This is a genomic window from Ignavibacteriales bacterium (assembly GCA_026390795.1).
In the GTDB taxonomy this organism is placed as follows: Bacteria; Bacteroidota; Ignavibacteria; order Ignavibacteriales; family Melioribacteraceae; genus Fen-1258.
The window spans coordinates 1,082,649-1,100,979 of sequence record JAPLFG010000003.1 but is presented as its reverse complement, the minus strand read 5'-3'; the positions used below and the strand labels follow the sequence as shown (position 1 = coordinate 1,100,979).

The 18,331-nt window shown below is 36.8% G+C and carries 13 protein-coding genes; 6 read left to right on the top strand and 7 right to left on the bottom strand.

Translation table 11 applies throughout. The features are described from left to right. Positions 1–85: 85 nt before the first annotated feature. From gatD to NTX65_08435, 3 genes are all read right to left on the bottom strand, one after another. On the bottom strand, positions 86–1,471 hold the full coding sequence (gene gatD / locus NTX65_08445) for a Glu-tRNA(Gln) amidotransferase subunit GatD (GenBank protein MCX6169355.1): 1,386 nt from the start codon (positions 1,469–1,471) through the stop codon (positions 86–88). Between the two features lie 93 nt (positions 1,472–1,564). Then, on the bottom strand, positions 1,565–3,466 hold the full coding sequence (gene gatE / locus NTX65_08440; protein ID MCX6169354.1) for a Glu-tRNA(Gln) amidotransferase subunit GatE: 1,902 nt from the start codon (positions 3,464–3,466) through the stop codon (positions 1,565–1,567). Between the two features lie 149 nt (positions 3,467–3,615). After that, positions 3,616–4,956: a PhoH family protein gene (locus tag NTX65_08435; GenBank protein ID MCX6169353.1), complete on the bottom strand. Its 1,341-nt coding sequence runs from the start codon at positions 4,954–4,956 to the stop codon at positions 3,616–3,618. Between the two features lie 124 nt (positions 4,957–5,080). On the opposite strand from NTX65_08435, the gene NTX65_08430 reads away from it, so the two are divergent. From NTX65_08430 to NTX65_08415, 4 genes are all read left to right on the top strand, one after another. Beyond that, positions 5,081–6,445 (top strand): NAD-dependent succinate-semialdehyde dehydrogenase, encoded by a 1,365-nt coding sequence (locus NTX65_08430; protein MCX6169352.1) that lies wholly within the window; start codon positions 5,081–5,083, stop codon positions 6,443–6,445. Positions 6,446–6,544: 99 nt separating this feature from the next. Continuing rightward, positions 6,545–7,096, top strand: a complete 552-nt coding sequence (locus NTX65_08425; protein ID MCX6169351.1) for a DNA-3-methyladenine glycosylase I — start codon at positions 6,545–6,547, stop codon at positions 7,094–7,096. Between the two features lie 233 nt (positions 7,097–7,329). Next, entirely contained in the window at positions 7,330–8,682 is a 1,353-nt protein-coding gene (locus tag NTX65_08420; GenBank protein ID MCX6169350.1) for a T9SS type A sorting domain-containing protein, read from the top strand. A 280-nt stretch (positions 8,683–8,962) separates the two neighbouring features. Further along, positions 8,963–11,200 carry a tetratricopeptide repeat protein gene (locus NTX65_08415; protein ID MCX6169349.1) on the top strand — a complete coding sequence of 746 codons (2,238 nt, stop codon included), beginning with the start codon at positions 8,963–8,965 and terminating at the stop codon, positions 11,198–11,200. Positions 11,201–11,330: 130 nt separating this feature from the next. Here the strand turns inward: NTX65_08415 and alaS are convergent, their stop codons facing one another. Beyond that, positions 11,331–13,940 (bottom strand): alanine--tRNA ligase, encoded by a 2,610-nt coding sequence (alaS, locus tag NTX65_08410; protein ID MCX6169348.1) that lies wholly within the window; start codon positions 13,938–13,940, stop codon positions 11,331–11,333. Positions 13,941–14,156: 216 nt separating this feature from the next. On the opposite strand from alaS, the gene NTX65_08405 reads away from it, so the two are divergent. Then, complete coding sequence (locus NTX65_08405) at positions 14,157–14,735, top strand: sigma-70 family RNA polymerase sigma factor (protein ID MCX6169347.1); 579 nt, start codon at positions 14,157–14,159, stop codon at positions 14,733–14,735. Positions 14,736–14,740: 5 nt separating this feature from the next. Continuing rightward, positions 14,741–15,889, top strand: coding sequence for a hypothetical protein (locus NTX65_08400; GenBank protein MCX6169346.1), 1,149 nt, complete (start codon positions 14,741–14,743; stop codon positions 15,887–15,889). A 3-nt stretch (positions 15,890–15,892) separates the two neighbouring features. On the opposite strand, the gene NTX65_08395 is transcribed toward NTX65_08400, so the two are convergent. The 3 genes from NTX65_08395 to rocF all read right to left on the bottom strand — a co-directional run bounded on the left by NTX65_08395 (position 15,893) and on the right by rocF (position 18,180). Next, positions 15,893–16,396, bottom strand: coding sequence for a hypothetical protein (locus tag NTX65_08395; GenBank protein MCX6169345.1), 504 nt, complete (start codon positions 16,394–16,396; stop codon positions 15,893–15,895). Beyond that, on the bottom strand, positions 16,389–17,090 hold the full coding sequence (locus NTX65_08390) for a PspC domain-containing protein (GenBank protein ID MCX6169344.1): 702 nt from the start codon (positions 17,088–17,090) through the stop codon (positions 16,389–16,391). Before NTX65_08390 ends, NTX65_08395 begins: the two co-directional genes overlap by 8 nt. A gap of 163 nt (positions 17,091–17,253) precedes the next feature. Further along, positions 17,254–18,180, bottom strand: coding sequence for an arginase (rocF, locus tag NTX65_08385; GenBank protein MCX6169343.1), 927 nt, complete (start codon positions 18,178–18,180; stop codon positions 17,254–17,256). Positions 18,181–18,331 lie beyond the last annotated feature (151 nt).

The window sequence follows — 18,331 nt, the reverse complement described above, 5'->3', positions numbered from 1 at the left end:
TTCAACAATTACATCCACCGAAAATTGAACGTTGATATTTATAAGAAGTACCTGAGTTCCTAAGTGCCTGAGAGTTCAAAAAAAATCATTTCACGTATTTTGAAATAAATTCTTCCACTTCCGGCAAGCCGCCCTGGTAAATTAAATAACCGTTGCTCGGCTCACGTTCTGTAATCTCTCCGGCAATCGATGTGAGCATAATCTCTTTTACTTTTTGCTGATCGGTTGTTTGTCCCAATGCCCAGCACAATTTCATATAAGCAACCTCCGGCAGCATATTTTCTCCGGGAATTACACCGAGTTCCATCATATCGCGACCGGTATCATAAACATACATTTGTACATAACCCCAAAGTGTTTGCACGGTCATATAAATTGAAATTCCTTTTTCATGAGCGCGTTTGAGCGCGGGGTAGAGCGGTTTGTTTACATGACCTAATCCGGTACCTGCAATTACAATTCCTTTATAGTCATTATCAATAAGTGACTCAATTATATCCGGCTTCATGTTAGGATAATAATAAACAATGCTTACTTTCTCTTCGAATGCTGTATTGATTTTTACATTCCGGTCTTTACGCCGGCGTTTGTAATCTTGTCGAAGTGGAGTGATTTCATCTCTACTTACTTTTGCAATCGGGATATCACCGATAGTTCTGAACGTAGAGCGATAACTAGAATGCATCTTTCGAACGCGGGTCCCTCTATGAAGCAATCCGTAATAATCCGATGTCGGTCCGAACATACAAACCATAACTTCCGCAATATCGCTCTCCGCTGCGGTCTTAACGCTGTGCATTAAATTCAGCGCGGCATCTGATGAAGGACGGTCGCTCGATCTTTGCGAACCAACCATAACAATTGGCACTGGAGAATTTTGTACCATAAACGAAAGAACCGCTGCCGTGTGATGCATCGTATCCGTTCCATGACCAATTACAATTCCATCAACGCCTTTTTCAATTTCTCTTCCAATCGCCTCTGCAGTTCCTTTCCATTGATCGGGTCCCATATTCTCACTGAAGACGCCGTATAGTTTTTCTGTTTCCAGATTGCAATAATCTGCAAGTTCCGGTACAGAGCCGTAAAGTTCTCCGGGAGAGAAAGCTGGAATAACTGCGCCGGTTCTATAATCCAAACGGCTTGCAATTGTACCGCCGGTTCCGAGTAGTTTTACTCTTGGTTTATTTGGCTCGTATGGAAACTCCTTTTCCGGAATTTTATAATGTGCTTCTTTTCTTCCATTGATTTTTATATCAGTTACCAAATCCGCCGCAACACCAATGTTATAACCGATCGGCATTTTAATAACAATGTGAAAGGGATCTGCTGTTTCCGAACGGGGAAGTATAATGCCTTTGTAATTTCCTTTCGTAGTTGTTATTTCAACATCGCTCCATACAAGCGCATCAAAATTTTTTAAAACCGAAAGTGCATTCCCCCGGTAACCTTTGTAATTATCATCTGCCATATAATTCCTTTTTGCGCTTCTTTGTGTCTTTGTGATTTTGTGGCGAATGATATGCCACTAAGACTCCAAGTCACGAAGTGACACAAAAATCTTTTATTTTAATTTTTCAGCTACGATTTTTCCTTCAACAATCATCCGAACTTTGCTCATCACCGAACCGAGTAAGACTTCTTTTCGTTTTTCATTATTAAACAATTTTTCTTTGGTCAGTTCATCATTTGTTTCGGAAATAACTTCTTCGAGTTCCACTGCTGATATTTGTCTTGGTAATAACTCCTGATAAAAATTCCCTTTCTCAATTGATTTCTTCATTGCAATTAGAATTCCATCACGTGAGAGCAATTTATCTTTATACGATTTGAAAATTTCCCTCATAATTTCTTCATCAAGAATTTTAACATTGACGCCTTTCTTTTTCAACCGTTTCGGAAACTGTATTAATACAACCGCGGCTAATGTCGGATCAATATTCCAATCATTCACCAACGACTTGAACAGTTTTGCAAATTTTGAAATTGAAAGAGGACGAATTGTGTCTTCCGGAATCTTAAGTTCCCGGTACCATTTTTCTCTTTTCCAAAATTGTTCAGGAAGATTTACTCGAAGTTTTTTCAATCGCTCTTCAGTAATTCTTGTGGGCGGCAAATCGGTATCGGGATACATTCTGTCTGCGCCGGGTAAAATTCTTTCGAAGCCGTTAGTTCCATCACGCAGTGCTTGCCGTGTTTCCGAGGGAACACCAATGGTAGCTTCTCTCGCGCGAATGATAATTTCTTTTGATGCCATCTCCGTGTCAATTTCACTTCCCCAAACAAGAATCATAGTGTCATCATCAACGGCACCAACGGCTCGCTTAATGTTCTGCCAATCTGCAGAAGTTAATGTATCGCCCTTGCTATCGGAGTGAATAATGTTTGGAATATTTGTTAAGCAAGCAATAACTCTCACTCGGTCAGAAATTTCTTTTGAGAAATAAGTATCCGTTTGTGTCTGCCAGCGAAGCAGTCCGGCAAATTTCCCCAGCACAACACACTTGACAACCATTCCTTGTTCGGTTGCAGTTCTGATCGGTTGGTAGTGAGCTTTTTTAACGATTCGTGTTATGTCGCCGACTTTTGAATCGAATGTTTCTTTAGTAATTCCTCTTTTGTGGAGTTCTTCACGCAAACGTAAGAGATTCCATTGGCGCATTGCTTCGTTGTAAGTAAGATGCGGAATTCTTCCAATCTTCGGTACGCCTTTAATTTCAATTCGTGTTCCGCCTTCAACACTCACGTTCACATCTTCGCGGGCGGCGCCGATACCGCGTCTAACATTTCCGGTACTTCGAACAAGATCTGCGCAGATCTCCGCAACTTCAGCAACTTCAACTGGAGTGCGCATATTCGGTCCGGTTACAGTTTCAATGAGCGGCATACCAAGCCGGTCGGTTCTGTAAACCCGTAAATGTCCGGCATCTGAAACCTCACGGCACGAATCTTCTTCGATTGACATTTGCACAATATCTATTTGTCTATTCTTGTATGGAATTTTTCCATCGAGAGCAAAGATTGCGGTACGCTGAAATCCGGTTGGAATACTTCCGTCTAAATATTGTTTTCTTGCGATATGCAATTCATCGACGATTGAACAATCAAACAATATTCCGCACCGTAAGGCAATATCCAAAGCGTCATCATTAATTAAAAAGGGAGGGGTATCGTCCATTTCATAAGTACAAACACTTTCCCGGTTGATACGGTAAAGAATATCTTTTTTTGTCTTGAATTCCATCAATGCGGTGCCGTCATATTCGCCGAGTTCAGAAAGAGTTGGGCGCATATGACGTAAAATTTCCGCATCATATCTCTCGCTGTATTTTCCGGCGGGACATCTGCAGAAAAGTTTTTTTGTCGTTAGTAATTGTTGATGAATTTCAAGTCCAGATTTGAAACCAACAGTTTCATAATCCTTATCGGTCATCTCTTCAAATGATTTAAATAAAAAATCTTTCATTATAATTTTCGCGGTGACATAAAGTCGTAATGGTGAGAAAAAAGAAGTAAAAATTATTTTGCATACACTAAGTTAGATTGATTACCGCCGAAAACTTAGCGACATCATTCTAAAGAAGCAAACCATACAATTGAGAAATCAAGTTGAATTTATAAAAGATTGCTGGCTAATTCCGCCAATTCAGAACGTTCTCCTTTTTCAAGATTAATATGAGCGTAAAGTTTTTGACCCATAAAATGATCAATCAAATATGAAAGACCGTTTGATTGTGAATCAAGATACGGATGATCAATCTGATAGATATCCCCGGTTAATACAATCTTTGCACCTTCGCCGGCACGAGTAATTATTGTTTTTATTTCATGCGGTGTAAGGTTTTGTGCTTCATCAACAATGAAATAAATTCTCTGCAAACTTCTTCCGCGTATATAGCTCAACGGTTCAATAACAAGTTTTTCATCTTTGAGTAATGCGTTAATGGTCTGATGATTTTTATCGGTTTCCGGAAATTGATCTTGAATGATTTTTAAATTATCCCAAAGAGGCTGCATGTAAGGAGCGAGCTTACTCTCCACATCACCCGGAAGAAATCCCAAATCTTTATTACTCAATGGAACAACCGGGCGCGCAATGTAAATCTGACGGTAATTTTTTCTTACTTGAAGCGCACATGCAAGTGCCAGCAATGTTTTTCCGGTGCCCGCTTTGCCGGTCATAGAAACAAGCGGTATATCGGAATTGCAAAGAGCGTCTACGGCAAATGTTTGTTCTGCGTTGCGAGGTTTAATTCCGTAAACAAATTGTTTATCAACGCGTTTAAACTTATCCATTTCGTTATTAAGTGATGCAAGCACCGACCGAGATGAATTACGCATTATAAAATATTTATTGGGAACAGCTTCAATTTTATTTTTCTTTATAATCTGTTTTGAGACGACTTCGAATGGCGGCTGATAAAGTTTTTGCAATACATCGTCATCAAAATCTTCGATGATAGTTTTACCGCTGTAAAGTTCTTCAACATTTGTAACGCGATCGGTTGAGTAGTCTTCTGCCGGAATTCCGAGCGCTTTAGCCTTCATTCTGAGATTGACATCTTTGCTTACAAGTATTGTTTTACTTTTTCCCTTATTTTCCTTTGATACTTCTACTGCGGCACTTAAAACCCGGTGATCAACATTGTCTTCCCGGAATACGTCATGAATTTCAGCCGAGAGTCCTTTCGTTATTACAATTCTTACTTTTCCTTTTCCTTTTCCCAGCGGAACACCGCCATTGAAAACTTCATTGCCGGCAATTGAATCAAGCGTCCTGGCAAACTCCCGGGCATTAAGATTTATAACTTGATTCCCGCGCTTGAAGTGATCAAGTTCTTCAATTACGGAAAGAGGAATAATAATATTGTTTTCTTGAAAGTGATTAATACAAGTTGGATCATGAAGGATGACGTTTGTGTCGAGGACAAAAGTCTTCGGGTAAATTTTTGCCATAAAGAACAATATTTTATTGTGAAATGATTTCTTAGTAATTTCAATAGAAACATAATAAAATTTTTTTGCTTTGTCGAAATGTAAATCACATTTAACAAAAATTTAATTATGACATGGAGCATTAATGGCTATTCAAGCAATTAATCCGGCTACCGGAAAAATTGAAAGAACATTCCGGGAACAATCTATCCTGGAAGTTTATGAGTCGATTGAAAAAGCACACGAAGCATTTCTTAAATGGCGGGAAACAGGCTTTTCGACACGATCAAAATTAATGAAGAAAGCCGCGCAGATTCTAAGAGATCGGAAAGAGCATTACGGAAAAATTCTTACTCTCGAAATGGGAAAGCCAATAACTCAAGCAATTGCGGAAGTTGAAAAGTGTGCATGGGCTTGTGATTATTATGCAGATAATGCGGAAAGAATTCTAGACAGAGAGATTGTTCAGACAGATGCCTCAGAAAGCTTTATTTGCTTTGATCCAATTGGAGTGGTGCTTGCTGTTATGCCGTGGAATTTTCCGTTCTGGCAGGTGTTCCGGTTTGCAGCTCCTGCATTAATGGCAGGGAATGTTGGAATTTTAAAACATGCTTCTAATGTCCCGATGAGCGCGCTTGCAATTGAAGAGATCTTTACAAAAGCCGGATTTCCTCAAAATACTTTTAAAACAATTCTTATCGGCTCATCCTTAGTTAAGAATATTATTGCTCATCCGAAAGTTAAAGCTGCCACTTTAACCGGAAGCGAGCCTGCAGGAATGGAAGTAGCAAAAGCATGCGGTGCAAAATTAAAAAAAACGGTCATGGAATTAGGCGGCAGCGATCCCTTCATTGTTCTTGAAGATGCAAATATTGATGAAGCAGTAAAAACTGCCGTATCGGCTAGAATTGTAAATAACGGACAAAGCTGTATTGCCGCCAAAAGATTTATTGTTGTTGAAAAAATTTATAAAGAATTTGAAAAAAAATTCGTTGAGTTGATGAAAAAAGTAAAGGTCGGCGATCCGATGAATAAAGAAACCGAACTTGGTCCAATTGCACGTGAAGATTTGTTGAATGAACTCGATGAGCAGGTAAAAGAATCGGCAGCTAAAGGAGCAATTGTATTGTGCGGCGGAAAAAGAATCCAAAGAGAAGGATACTTCTACGAACCGACAATTCTTTCAAATGTTTTACCCGGTTCTCCTGCTTATGATGATGAAATATTTGGTCCTGTTGCTTCACTAATAAAAGCCGTAAATGAAGAAGATGCGATCCGCATTGCAAACGATTCGTCTTTTGGATTAGGTGCTTCGCTTTGGACTGAGAACTTGGAAAAAGCCAAAGTAATTGCCGGTAAAATTGAAAGCGGTTCGGTATTCATAAATGGAATGGTTAAGTCTGATCCGCGTCTTCCTTTCGGCGGTATAAAAAATTCCGGCTACGGAAGGGAACTATCGCATTATGGAATTAAAGAATTTGTAAATATTAAAACGGTTTGGGTAAAATAGTTATCGGTAATCGGTTGTCGGTTATCAGAAAAATTAGTCATTTATAGCCGATAACTGATAACAAATAACAGTCACTAATTCATTAAAAAAGGAAATAGAATGAAACAACGATGCCAATGGGCGGGAAATGATCCTCTCTATAAAAAATATCACGATGAAGAGTGGGGCGTGCCGGTTCATGATGATCAAAAACTTTTTGAGATGTTAATACTTGAAGGTGCACAGGCAGGATTAAGCTGGATTACTATTCTTCGTAAAAGAGAAAACTACAGGAAAGCATTTTCAAAATTCGATGTAAAGAAAATTGCAAAATATGATTCAAAAAAAGTTGAACAGCTTTTACAAAATGAGGGAATTGTCCGCAACAAGTTGAAAATTGCATCAACAATTCTGAACGCGAAGCTTTTTCTTGAACTGCAAAAAGAATTCGGCTCATTTGACAAATATATCTGGCAATTTGTAAATGGCAAACCGATAAAAAATAATTGGAAGTCTCTTAAAGAAATCCCACCCAAGACGAAAGAATCTGATGCTATGAGTAAAGATCTCAAAAAGAGAGGATTCAAATTCGTCGGCTCAACAATCTGTTATGCTTTTATGCAGGCTGTGGGAATGGTAAACGATCATACGGTTGACTGTTTCAGATATTAAATCCGATAGAATCTGTGATTCTTTTCACTCCAAACATTTCAAAACAATATTTCACTTTGCAATCGAATCATTTCTTTCTAATTTAAAATCAGAAATTCATGGCTCACTTGTAATTACTGCTTACCTGACTAAGCAATAATATAAATTAATTAAAATTCTCCGGGCAGCATTCAACCTCTTCATTGCCCTCGACTATAAATTAATTGCTTCTCTAAAAAGAGAAAGGAGTGATCATGAAAAAACTAATTACTGTTTTCTTTATTCTTTCCATATTCGCTTTAAATATTTCCGCACAAACTCCAAAGTGGACCACTTACGATTACAATAGTTCAAACTCAGCTTTAACCGCAACATACTGCTTAGCTACCGATGCATCCGGTAATATTTGGATTGGCACAAATCAATCGGTGGTTAAATTCAACCAGGGAAGTACGTGGACTGTCTATGACTATACAACTTCTGGAATGGTGAACGATAGAGTTATGGATATTACAGTAACAAATACAAATTCTTTATGGGTCTGTACTTATGGAAGCGGATTCTTGTATTACAATGGAGTTTCATTGTGGGTTCAGAAAAATATGAGTACAACCGGTAATTTAATGCCGACGAATTGGACATATTGTTTAACACTTGATAACACTAGTAATATTTATGTTGGAATTTATTGCGGCAATAACAGCAATGCGGGATTAGTCAAATGGGATGGAGCGAATATATGGACGCCGTTCAATAATTTTTTTAACGGATATAATTACAGCAACGTTGAAGTAATTGCAAAAGATATTGCAGGAAATATTTGGTGCGGTACTAATATAGGTGTGTACAAATTTAATCCAACAAATTCTTCATGGACAGCATACACTAAAGAAAATACAAGCGGCGGCTTGGGAGGAAATTGGGTAAGAGTAATCGCTCCCGATGCTTCCGGAAATATTTGGTTTGGTACCATGGATAAAGTAAATGATTCTTGGGTTGGCGCTGGTTTGACAAAGTATACCCCTTCAACAAATCTTTGGTCAAATTATATTGCTAATTCACAAGATGCTAGCAGTAAGGTCGTAAGTGCAATTGCTCACAGAGGTAACGACGTTTGGGTAGGAACCGGATTCTGCGGTCAATATAATGGAAACGGACTTTATAAATTTTCCGGTTCATCGTGGACAAACTATGCATATGACAACAACACTTTTCCCGGTAATTGCGTAAATGATCTGGTTGTAGATAAGAATAATAATCTTTGGATCGCAGGTGCAAATATTTTAACCAAAGTTGATTTCAATCCAACTGATGTTAAAGAAACAGAGAGCATTCCAACCTCATTTAAGCTAAATCAAAATTATCCCAATCCTTTTAATCCGGAGACAGTAATTAGTTATCAACTTCCTATTAGCGGCAAAGTTCATTTGAGCGTTTCCGATTTATTAGGAAGAGAAGTAGCTGTCCTTGTAGATGAAACTCAGCCTGCAGGAAATCATCAAATTACATTTTCGACTGCACGTACGACATTATCAAGCGGTGTTTATTTTTATAAATTACAGATGGAAAATTTTGTTGATGTTAAGAAGATGATGATTATAAAGTAGTCGGTGTTATAAAAATTGCGGATAAATAAAAAACCCGGTCTTGAAATAAGATCGGGTTTTAGCTTTTAAATGAGTTTATGATACTAAATAAATATTTTTTCTACACTGGCTAATGAGATATCAAACATTTTATCATTTCTATAAGTTGACAAATAAGGCCCAATCTTCTTCTTTTTGTATAGTTCTGTTGGTAAATTGCTTAAGCGGCAGAAACATTCTTATTTATTTACAAAAGTTAAATTCATAATTTAAGTCAGATTAAAATTCCTTCAGGGTTGAAATGAAAGAAATGTTATTAAAGAAATTTTTGTTCCACTTTGTAAATGATCAAAGAAAGGACAAGAAATTCTGTTTCATCTTAGGAGCGGGCGCATCTAAACAATCCGGAATAAGAACCGGAAGTGAGCTGGCTAAATTATGGATAGATGAATTAATTCAGATGGAAAGTGAAAGTGCAATTCAAGATTGGCTGCAAAAAGAAAATATTCCTCCAGATGATCTTGCCCAAGGATATTCAAAAATTTACGATAAAAGATTTGAAGTAGACCCTCGTGATGGATTTTCATTCCTTGAAAAGGAGATGGAGAATATTGATCCAAGCTGCGGATATTCTGTCCTCGCGAACATTCTATCTTCAACCGAACATAAAATAGTTATTACAACCAATTTTGATTCCCTTTGCGAGGATGCATTATTTATTTATACACAGAAAAAACCTTTAGTTGTTGGGCACGAAGCATTAGCGAATTTTATTAGACCATTCGGTTCAAGACCTGTGGTAATAAAAATTCACCGCGATCTTTTTCTTTCTCCTAAGAGTAATAATGAAGATACTTGTTCACTCGCCGATGGCTTTAAAAAGAATCTTACAGATATCTTCAAATATTATACACCAATTGTTATTGGCTACGGTGGTAATGATGGTAGTCTTATGAATTACTTAAGTGAATTGAGTGCAATTGAAGGAGGATTATTTTGGTTTTACCATAAAGATCATTCCTTATCAGAAAAGATTTCTAAAATAGTTGAAAAATTTAACGGCTATGCCGTGCCTATTGATGGATTTGATGAACTTATGATACAGCTTGGAGATAAACTAAACTATGCGCCTATGGACACGAAGATAATTGAATTTTCTGAAGTGAGAGCAAAAAAATATAGAGAACAGTTTGATGCAATTAATAAGGGAATAAACTTAGCAGGGGAAACAAAACAAGCTCTTAAAAATATTGTTGAACGCACAGAAGTGAAGAATTGGTGGTACTACCAGCAATTGATTAATAATGAAACAGATATCGCAAAGCAAAATGAATTATATAAAGAATATCTTTCAATTTTACCAAATAGTCCTGAACTGACAGGCAACTATGCTATTTTCTTGGATGACATTCGAAAGAATTATGAAGAAGCTGAGAAGTATTATAAGAAAGCTTTAGAACTTGAGCCTAGTAATGCAAACAATAATGGCAGCTATGCTATTTTCTTGAAGAACATTCGAAAAAATTATGAAGAAGCGGAGAAATATTATAAGAAAGCATTAGAACTTGATCCTAGTAATGCAAACAACAATGGCAACTATGCTAATTTCTTGAATGATATTCGAAAGAATTATGAAGAAGCTGAGAAGTATTATAAGAAAGCATTAGACCTTGATCCCAGTAATGCAACCTTCAATGGCAACTATGCTATTTTTTTGAATGATTTTCGAAAGAATTATGAAGAAGCTGAGAAGTATTTTAAGAAAGCATTAGGGCTTGATCCCAGTAATGCAACTAACAATGGCAACTATGCTATTTTCTTGAAGAACATTCGAAAGAATTATGAAGAAGCTGAGAAGTATTATAAGAAAGCTTTAGAACTTGAGCCTAGTAATGCAAACAATAATGGCAGCTATGCTTATTTCTTGAATGATATTCGAAAGAATTATGAAGAAGCTGAGAAGTATTATAAGAAAGCATTAGACCTTGATCCTAGTAATGTAACCAATAATGGCAACTATGCTATTTTCTTGAAGAACTTTCGAAAGAATTATAAAGAAGCAGAGAAATATTATAAGAAAGCATTAGAACTTGATCCTAGTAATGCAAACAACAATGGCAACTATGCTAATTTTTTGAATGATATTCGAAAGAATTATGAAGAAGCTGAGAAGTATTATAAGAAAGCATTAGACCTTGACCCTAGTAATGCAAACAATAATGGCAACTATGCTAAATTCTTAATTGAAATGGAAAGGCTAAATGAAGCACGAAATTTCATAGACATTGCTCTTAATATTAATAAAGATGAAAAAGAAAAAACGGTGAGTTTGGAACTTCACTTTTATTGCTATGCTGTATATTGGAAAGAATACTCTGAAGCAAAACAGAACGTCTTAAATCTATTACAAGAAGGCGTCCGTTCACCAGACTGGGATTTGGAAGGTGTAATAAAAATTTCAGCTAAGCTTGGCCACCCGGAACTAGAAGAAGTAAAAAGATTAGCTAAAATAATTTCCGAGAAAAATAAAGGAGTATAACAAAAGTCTTTTTTGCTATGCCGGACTTGACCCGGCATCGACTAATCTATAAAACTAATTAAGTTTTAGATTCCGCATCAAGTACGGAATGACAGTTCCAAAATCTCTTTGCGGAACCATCTAAATAATTCTAAAACAGTTTATCTACAGATTCTAATGCCTCATCAATTTTGGAAACATCTTTTCCGCCGGCAGTTGCAAGATGAGGTTTTCCGCCGCCGCTTCCGCCAACAATTTGAGCAACTTGTTTAACAATATTTCCGGCAAGAATTTTTTTCTCTTTTATTAACTCATCACTCACAACAGCAACAATTCCAACTTTGCCATCAATTTCAGAAATTAAAACACCGACGCCGCTCTTCATTTTTTCACGAAGTTCATCTCCCATCGATTTCAATTCATCCATGTTGGCAGCAGAAACTTTTCCTTTAAAAATTTTAATACCATTAATATCGGAAGGAGAGGCCAGAATTGAATCGAGCCCTCCAAGCTTGGCTTTAAGTTGAAGTTCAGCTAATTCTTTTTCCAATTTTTTCTTCTCATCATGCAACTCATTAATTCTCAATTCGCCATTTTCAATTTTCGATTCCTGTTCTTTAATAAACTTTTCAACACCGGCGCCGGTAACGGCTTCAATTCTTCTTACACCGCTTGCAATGGAGGACTCACTTAATATTTTAAACAAGCCAATCTGCGAACTGTTCTTAACATGAGTTCCGCCGCAGAATTCCATTGTGAAATCGCCGAACTGAACTACATTAACCTTATCACCGTATTTATCGCCGAAGAACATCAAAGCACCCATCTTCTTTGCTTCTTCAAACGGCGTATCCCGGTGATGATTTAACGGTAAATTTTCTCTAATCTTTTCATTTACCAAAGATTCGATCGCTTCAATTTCGGCATTGTTTACTTTCTCAAAGTGTGTGAAATCGAAACGGAGATGGTCTTGATTAACAAGTGAACCTGCCTGCTGAACATGTTTGCCGAGAATTTCTCTCATTGCTCTATGTAGAAAATGTGTTGCAGAATGATTGCGCATTATATTCCAGCGGCGCTTAACATCTACCGAAACATGAAAATCTCCAATCAATGGTAATCTGGCATCCTTAAATTTTGGATCAGGAACAAATTCAACTTCATGAGCTATATCATCCTGAATTTTATATGTATTAATAATTTTGATTTCAGTTCCGTTTTCTAATAGAATCTTTCCAGTATCTCCGACCTGACCACCAGACTCACCATAAAAAGGCGTTTTATCAAACACATAAACTCCATCTCCAATGGGATGACATTCTTTTACATAGAAGTTAACTAGATTATCATAATCATATCCCACAAATTCAGTTTTGCCTTTGACATGGTCAGGGAGATAATTCTCATAAATAACAGATGTAGTTTTTTTCTTTGAATCATCTCTTGATTTTCTTTTTTGTTCATCCATTAATTCATTGAAACGGGTTTCATCGATTCCAAATCCATGTTCTCTAGCCATAACTGCAGTTAGATCAACCGGAAATCCGTAAGTATCGTAAAGTTTGAATACATCATCGCCGGAAATTGTTTTTTCATTCTTAGCATTCGTCTTTTTTACTAGAACATCGAACAATTCTATTCCGCGGTCAAGGGTTGCGTTAAAACTTTCTTCTTCCGCTTTAATAATTTTTTCAATGTTGGATCTATTGGTTAAAATTTCCGGAAACACATGACTGAAATTATCAACAACTACACGGACAAGTTTATAAAGAAAGGGATCTTTCAAATTTATTTTTCTTCCGTAACGTGCCGCACGCCTCAATAAACGGCGGAGAACATAACCACGTCCTTCATTACCGGGCGTTGCACCGTCTCCAATTGCAAATGTAAGCGTACGTATATGATCTGCAATTACTCTCATTGAAATATTGCTTTGCCCAACGTGGGAATTATCATCGACAGATAATTTTTCATCATATTGTGCGCCGGAAAGTTTAGCAATCTCATTAATTATCGGCATGAAAACATCTGTATCGTAATTCGATTTTTTATTCTGAAGTACAGCACAAACCCGCTCGAAACCCATTCCGGTATCAACATGCTTTGCCGGAAGATCGTGAAGTGTTCCGTTTGCATCGCGGTTATATTGAATGAAAACCAAATTCCAAATTTCTATGCAGAGCGGAGAACCAGCATTAACCAAATGAGAAGCATTTAAATCATCACTTAAGTTAATGTGAATCTCGGAACACGGACCGCACGGACCCGTATCACCCATTTCCCAGAAATTATCTTTCTCGTCAAATTTTAAAATGTGTGCCGGGTTAATATCAGTTTCGCTTTTCCAAAAATTTAAAGCTTCATCATCGGTTCTATAAACAGTTGCCCACAATCTATCTTTTGGAAGTTTCCAAACTTCAGTCAATAGTTCCCATGCCCATCCAATCGCTTCCTTTTTATAATAATCTCCAAACGACCAGTTGCCAAGCATTTCAAAAAATGTATGATGATAAGTATCATGTCCAACTTCTTCAAGGTCGTTATGTTTTCCTGAAACACGGATACACTTTTGTGTATCGGCAGCACGTTTATATTCGCGGGTTCCGGTTCCAAGAAATACATCCTTAAATTGATTCATACCTGCATTTGTAAAAAGAAGTGTCGGGTCGTCATACGGAACAACAGGGGCGCTCGGAACAATTCTATGCTCTTTGTCTTTGAAAAAATCTAAAAAATTTTGCCGGATTTCATTTGATGTCATAATGTTTTCTTTTTGTTTTTCTTGGAGCCAAATATAATAAAATAGCTGAAAGCTATCAGCATTCAGCAGTCAGCATTTAATAATGTTTATTAGTTGATTGTTTTTGTGAGCATCAAACAAGGCTCGGAACAGGTAACCGATTGCTTCTATTCAATTGCAATTTTGATTCAGTAGTGATACTTTTGATTAAGTCATTCCACATTATATGAGTATTGGTTGAGCAAGTTTAAAGAACTTTCAGATATAGAATTGATGCATGAGATTGCACGTTTTGAATCGCGTGCACTGGAAGAATTGTACGACCGATATTCGTCCTTGTTATACACAATCATTAAAAAAATATCACCGGATCAGGCTGCGGCTGAAAAAATTCTTGTTGAAGTATTTGTAATCATCTGGCGAAAGATCCAAAAATTTGATTTCAAAACTGGAAATGTCTTCAGCTGGCTTATTACTTTAGCGCGAAACAAAGCGGTGGATACTTTGAGAAGAGACCGTTCAGCAAATTCAAATGTAATTCAATATGACGACGATTATGAAGACAACTATATTCTTCCAACATTTGCCAAAGAGATGGATAGTTTAGATTTTAATACGGCGTTTACAATCAAACCAAAAATTGAAAGATCATTAGCTAAACTTACCGATACTCAAAAATATGTTTTACACTTAGCATATTATGAAGGATACACGATTGACGAGATTGCGGATAAATTGAACGTTCCGGTTGAAACGGTACGCGGAAAAGTTATGACTGCGCTGCATAGTTTAAGAGATTATCTGGTGAGGGAATAACTGCAATGGCAGATCAAATGATACATGAGATGATTGCTGCATTTTCCGCCGGCTGTATGGATAAGGAAAACTATACTCATTTTAAGGAATACCTTGAACAGGGCGGCTCTCTGCCGAAAGGAGAATTAGGCGAACTTCAGAATATCGTTTCCATGATTCCAATTATTCTTGATTTGGATAATCCCGATTCTTCAATCAAAGATATGGTTGCAAAAAAATTAATCGGAATGAAGGAAGAGATCAAGACCAAGATTATTGAAGAGAAGAAAAAAACTTCTGCTACCTTTATTAAATCAAGCGATACAAAAAAAGTTACGGGAGAAACATCAGTCAAACCGAAACAAAATAGACTGACGTTCTTGAATAAAAAGATGCCCGCACCAACATTTCAATCTTCCAATGAAGAAGTGCCATCTTCTGCTTCTGAAGAAATTCCGGGAATCCCTTCAACGGAAGAGTTCAAAACAGATTTATTCAAAAAGAAAGTTTCTGCAGAGGCGCCAAGCAGGCTTACTTCAATTCCGCCTCCGCCGCAGCAATTACCTTTCGAAAAGAAGGAAGCCGAAAATAAATTTGAACCTGAAAAAGTTTCTTCCAGTGCTGCCGGATGGATTGCGCTTCTATTAACACTGGTCCTCTTTACCGGTCTTGGTTATTTTTCATATAGTTCAATAGATTCTTTGCAAAAGCAAATCAGCGATCTAAAAAATGATGTTACTGAATTGAAGAGCGAACTTGGTAAAACAAATGATTTTATAGCTAACTACTCTTTTCTTGTGGAGTTTTTTAATTACAAAGATATTACGGTTGTTAATCTAGCAAGTCCGAATCCAAACGAAAAAATATCCGCACGCCTCCTCTTCTCATTTAATGAAAAAGAAGGTTTGATTCAATTTAAAAATGTTCAGTCGCTTTCTTCCAATCAGACTTATCATATTTGGGTTGTAAGTAAAAAGCAGAATTATTCGATTGGCGACTATCAACCGAGAGGAAGCGAATACATGAAGATCACTTCTTTCCCGCTTTTACCAAAAGAACAGATTGAATCAATACGCGTTACAATTGAATCAAAAGCTGGTGCTTCGACCGCTTCGGATAAAGATTATTTGTTTGGAACAATGAACGGACAGGCTGTTCGAGGGAGAATCCAGTAAGAATTATTTATTCCTATCTATATAAATACCTATCCCAAGTATAATCAGAATTACAGGCCAGAAAATCTCGACTATATTCCCAATTTTATTTGCTGTCTCAAACAAACCAAGATTTTTAAAATATGTAACAGTTAAGTAGCTCAGAAGAATCAATATTAAAGATGAAATGAAAAAGATCTTTTCTTTCATATTTTCTATGAACAAAAGCAAAAGCACTGTTCCGCTTGTAAAAAGAATTGAAGCAAAAATTATTCCTCGCGTATCAAGAATTTCGAAATATGATTTAACTACAAGAACAACACTAATGCAGAATAAAATGGTTGCCCAGATTAATTTATCCCTTCTTCCTTTTTCTAAAGAAATGTAAACTGTGGGTAAGGCATAAAAAATAATTGCGCCGCCGATTATTTGTTCACCCGGTATGTTTACAATATTTAGATATTTCAGAAGCGAAAAAAATCCGGCAAGAAAAAAACTTATTCCGAGAATAAATCTGCTGTTATTCAAATTTTTGTTCCATTTCGTAAGGAGTGGATAGACCGAAATAAATATAAGCGATGGCAAATAATCCAAGTGTTAAAAGCGTGGCTAAAATAAAAATTATTCTTAAGGCGGCGGCATCAATATTTAAATATTTGCCGAAACCGCCGCAGATGCCAAAAATAATTTTATCACTCCTAGAGCGTGAATAATTTTCTGTATTATGAAACCATGTAACATCATACGGCGATACATTCTTTCTGAGCAATGTTATTCCAAAGATCATTGAAGCAAAAGGAAAAACAAATCCGTTTGGAAGAATGAAAATTCTTTCTCCGCTTCCGATTCCTATATAAACCAGTGCGAAATGGAATCCTATAAGGATCAATAAACCGCTTAAAATAGTTCTAAAATTTACTTTTCGGATTGAATTAATTTCTGCACTCGATAACTGTTTCGGGTTCTGATCAATTGGTAAAAGTAAAGATGTAATTATATACGCAATCGCGCTCCATCCGCCGAGTAAAACAGTCAGTAATGCAATTATACGAATGGTTGCCGGATCCATTTTCAAATATTCAGCAATACCGGAACAGACACCCGCAATCACTACATTACTCTTAGATCGCTGTAGTTTTTTAAGAGGAACGGGCGACTGCTCGTTTGCCATCTTATCAAATAAATTTTCTTCAGCAGAGTTTTTATTTTCTTCTTCAAGCATTGGGATTTATTTTTCTTTTATTTCGCTGAATTCTAAAAACCGGAGAAAAATTTCCAAACAATAATTCCGGACAGTTCTTATAGTAATGATTCTAATTTATCGAGATCTTATTTCGAATATATAAATTTATGTTCAGGGGTACAATAAATAGTAAAATCATGATTCATAATATTCGTAATCCCATACTTGAAGCAACCAATTCGGCAGTAATTTCAGCACTTCTATTGCGTGTATCAAGAATGGGATTGACTTCGGCAACTTCAAGAGAGGACATACATCCGCATTCGGCAATTGTTTCCATTAGCAGGTGAGCTTCGCGGTAGCTCAATCCTCCGCTTACAGGAGTTCCGACTCCAGGCGCTTCGGATGGATCAATGCTGTCAACATCAAAACTGACATGTATATGCTGAACTCGAGATTTATAATCTTTTAAAATTTTATTTATAATAAAATTTATTCCCTTGCGGTCAATCTCCGTCATTGTATATACTTTAAGACCAAGTCGTTTGATCGTTTCTCTTTCTTCATGATCCAAACTTCTAATTCCAATAAATGTAACATTCTCAGGTTTTATTTTTGGTGAGAGTCCATGAATTTGAGTCAACAATTTATTCCCTAAACCAAGTGATGCGGCAACGCTCATCCCGTGTATATTTCCAGAAGGAGTTGTTTCTTCTGTATTCATATCTGCATGAGCGTCAATCCAGATCAAACCGAGTTCATGTTTTTTCTTTTTACAATGAGCGGCAACACCGGCAAGAGTGCCTATTGCCATTGAGTGATCTCCGCCCATACAAAGCGGAAAATGATTTTGTTCAAGAGATTTTTCAACCCGTCGCGCAAGCAGTTCACATGTTCTAACAATCTCGCCGAGATATTTTAACTTTGGATTTTTGATTGTTTGTAATTCTTGATTGCGAATAAACAGATCGCCGAGGTCTTCAACTGTGTATCCCAAACTTTCCAATCGCTGTTTTATATTTGCTATGCGAAGCGCAGATGGACCCATATCAACGCCGCGCCGTCCGGCACCAAGATCCATCGGAAATCCGATAAGGTCAACATATCTGCTTGGTAAAACATGCTTCATATAATTTCCTGCAGTAAAATGTAAAGCAATCTAATAAATATATTGTAATGATTTTTTACAAAGATAAACATATGCAACTGCAAATCTAATCGGTTATATTTAATTAAGAATATAGAACGTTTTATATCTCTCATATTAAGTCTAATCATAA

What these genes read in the sequence shown, in the direction of transcription:
- gatD (MCX6169355.1), bottom strand. Translation starts at nt 1,471, where the DNA reads ATGGCAGATGATAATTACAAAGGTTACCGGGGGAATGCACTTTCGGTT.
- gatE (MCX6169354.1), bottom strand. Translation starts at nt 3,466, where the DNA reads ATGAAAGATTTTTTATTTAAATCATTTGAAGAGATGACCGATAAGGAT.
- NTX65_08435 (MCX6169353.1), bottom strand. Translation starts at nt 4,956, where the DNA reads ATGGCAAAAATTTACCCGAAGACTTTTGTCCTCGACACAAACGTCATC.
- NTX65_08430 (MCX6169352.1), top strand. Translation starts at nt 5,081, where the DNA reads ATGGCTATTCAAGCAATTAATCCGGCTACCGGAAAAATTGAAAGAACA.
- NTX65_08425 (MCX6169351.1), top strand. Translation starts at nt 6,545, where the DNA reads ATGAAACAACGATGCCAATGGGCGGGAAATGATCCTCTCTATAAAAAA.
- NTX65_08420 (MCX6169350.1), top strand. Translation starts at nt 7,330, where the DNA reads ATGAAAAAACTAATTACTGTTTTCTTTATTCTTTCCATATTCGCTTTA.
- NTX65_08415 (MCX6169349.1), top strand. Translation starts at nt 8,963, where the DNA reads ATGAAAGAAATGTTATTAAAGAAATTTTTGTTCCACTTTGTAAATGAT.
- alaS (MCX6169348.1), bottom strand. Translation starts at nt 13,940, where the DNA reads ATGACATCAAATGAAATCCGGCAAAATTTTTTAGATTTTTTCAAAGAC.
- NTX65_08400 (MCX6169346.1), top strand. Translation starts at nt 14,741, where the DNA reads ATGGCAGATCAAATGATACATGAGATGATTGCTGCATTTTCCGCCGGC.
- NTX65_08390 (MCX6169344.1), bottom strand. Translation starts at nt 17,090, where the DNA reads ATGCTTGAAGAAGAAAATAAAAACTCTGCTGAAGAAAATTTATTTGAT.
- rocF (MCX6169343.1), bottom strand. Translation starts at nt 18,180, where the DNA reads ATGAAGCATGTTTTACCAAGCAGATATGTTGACCTTATCGGATTTCCG.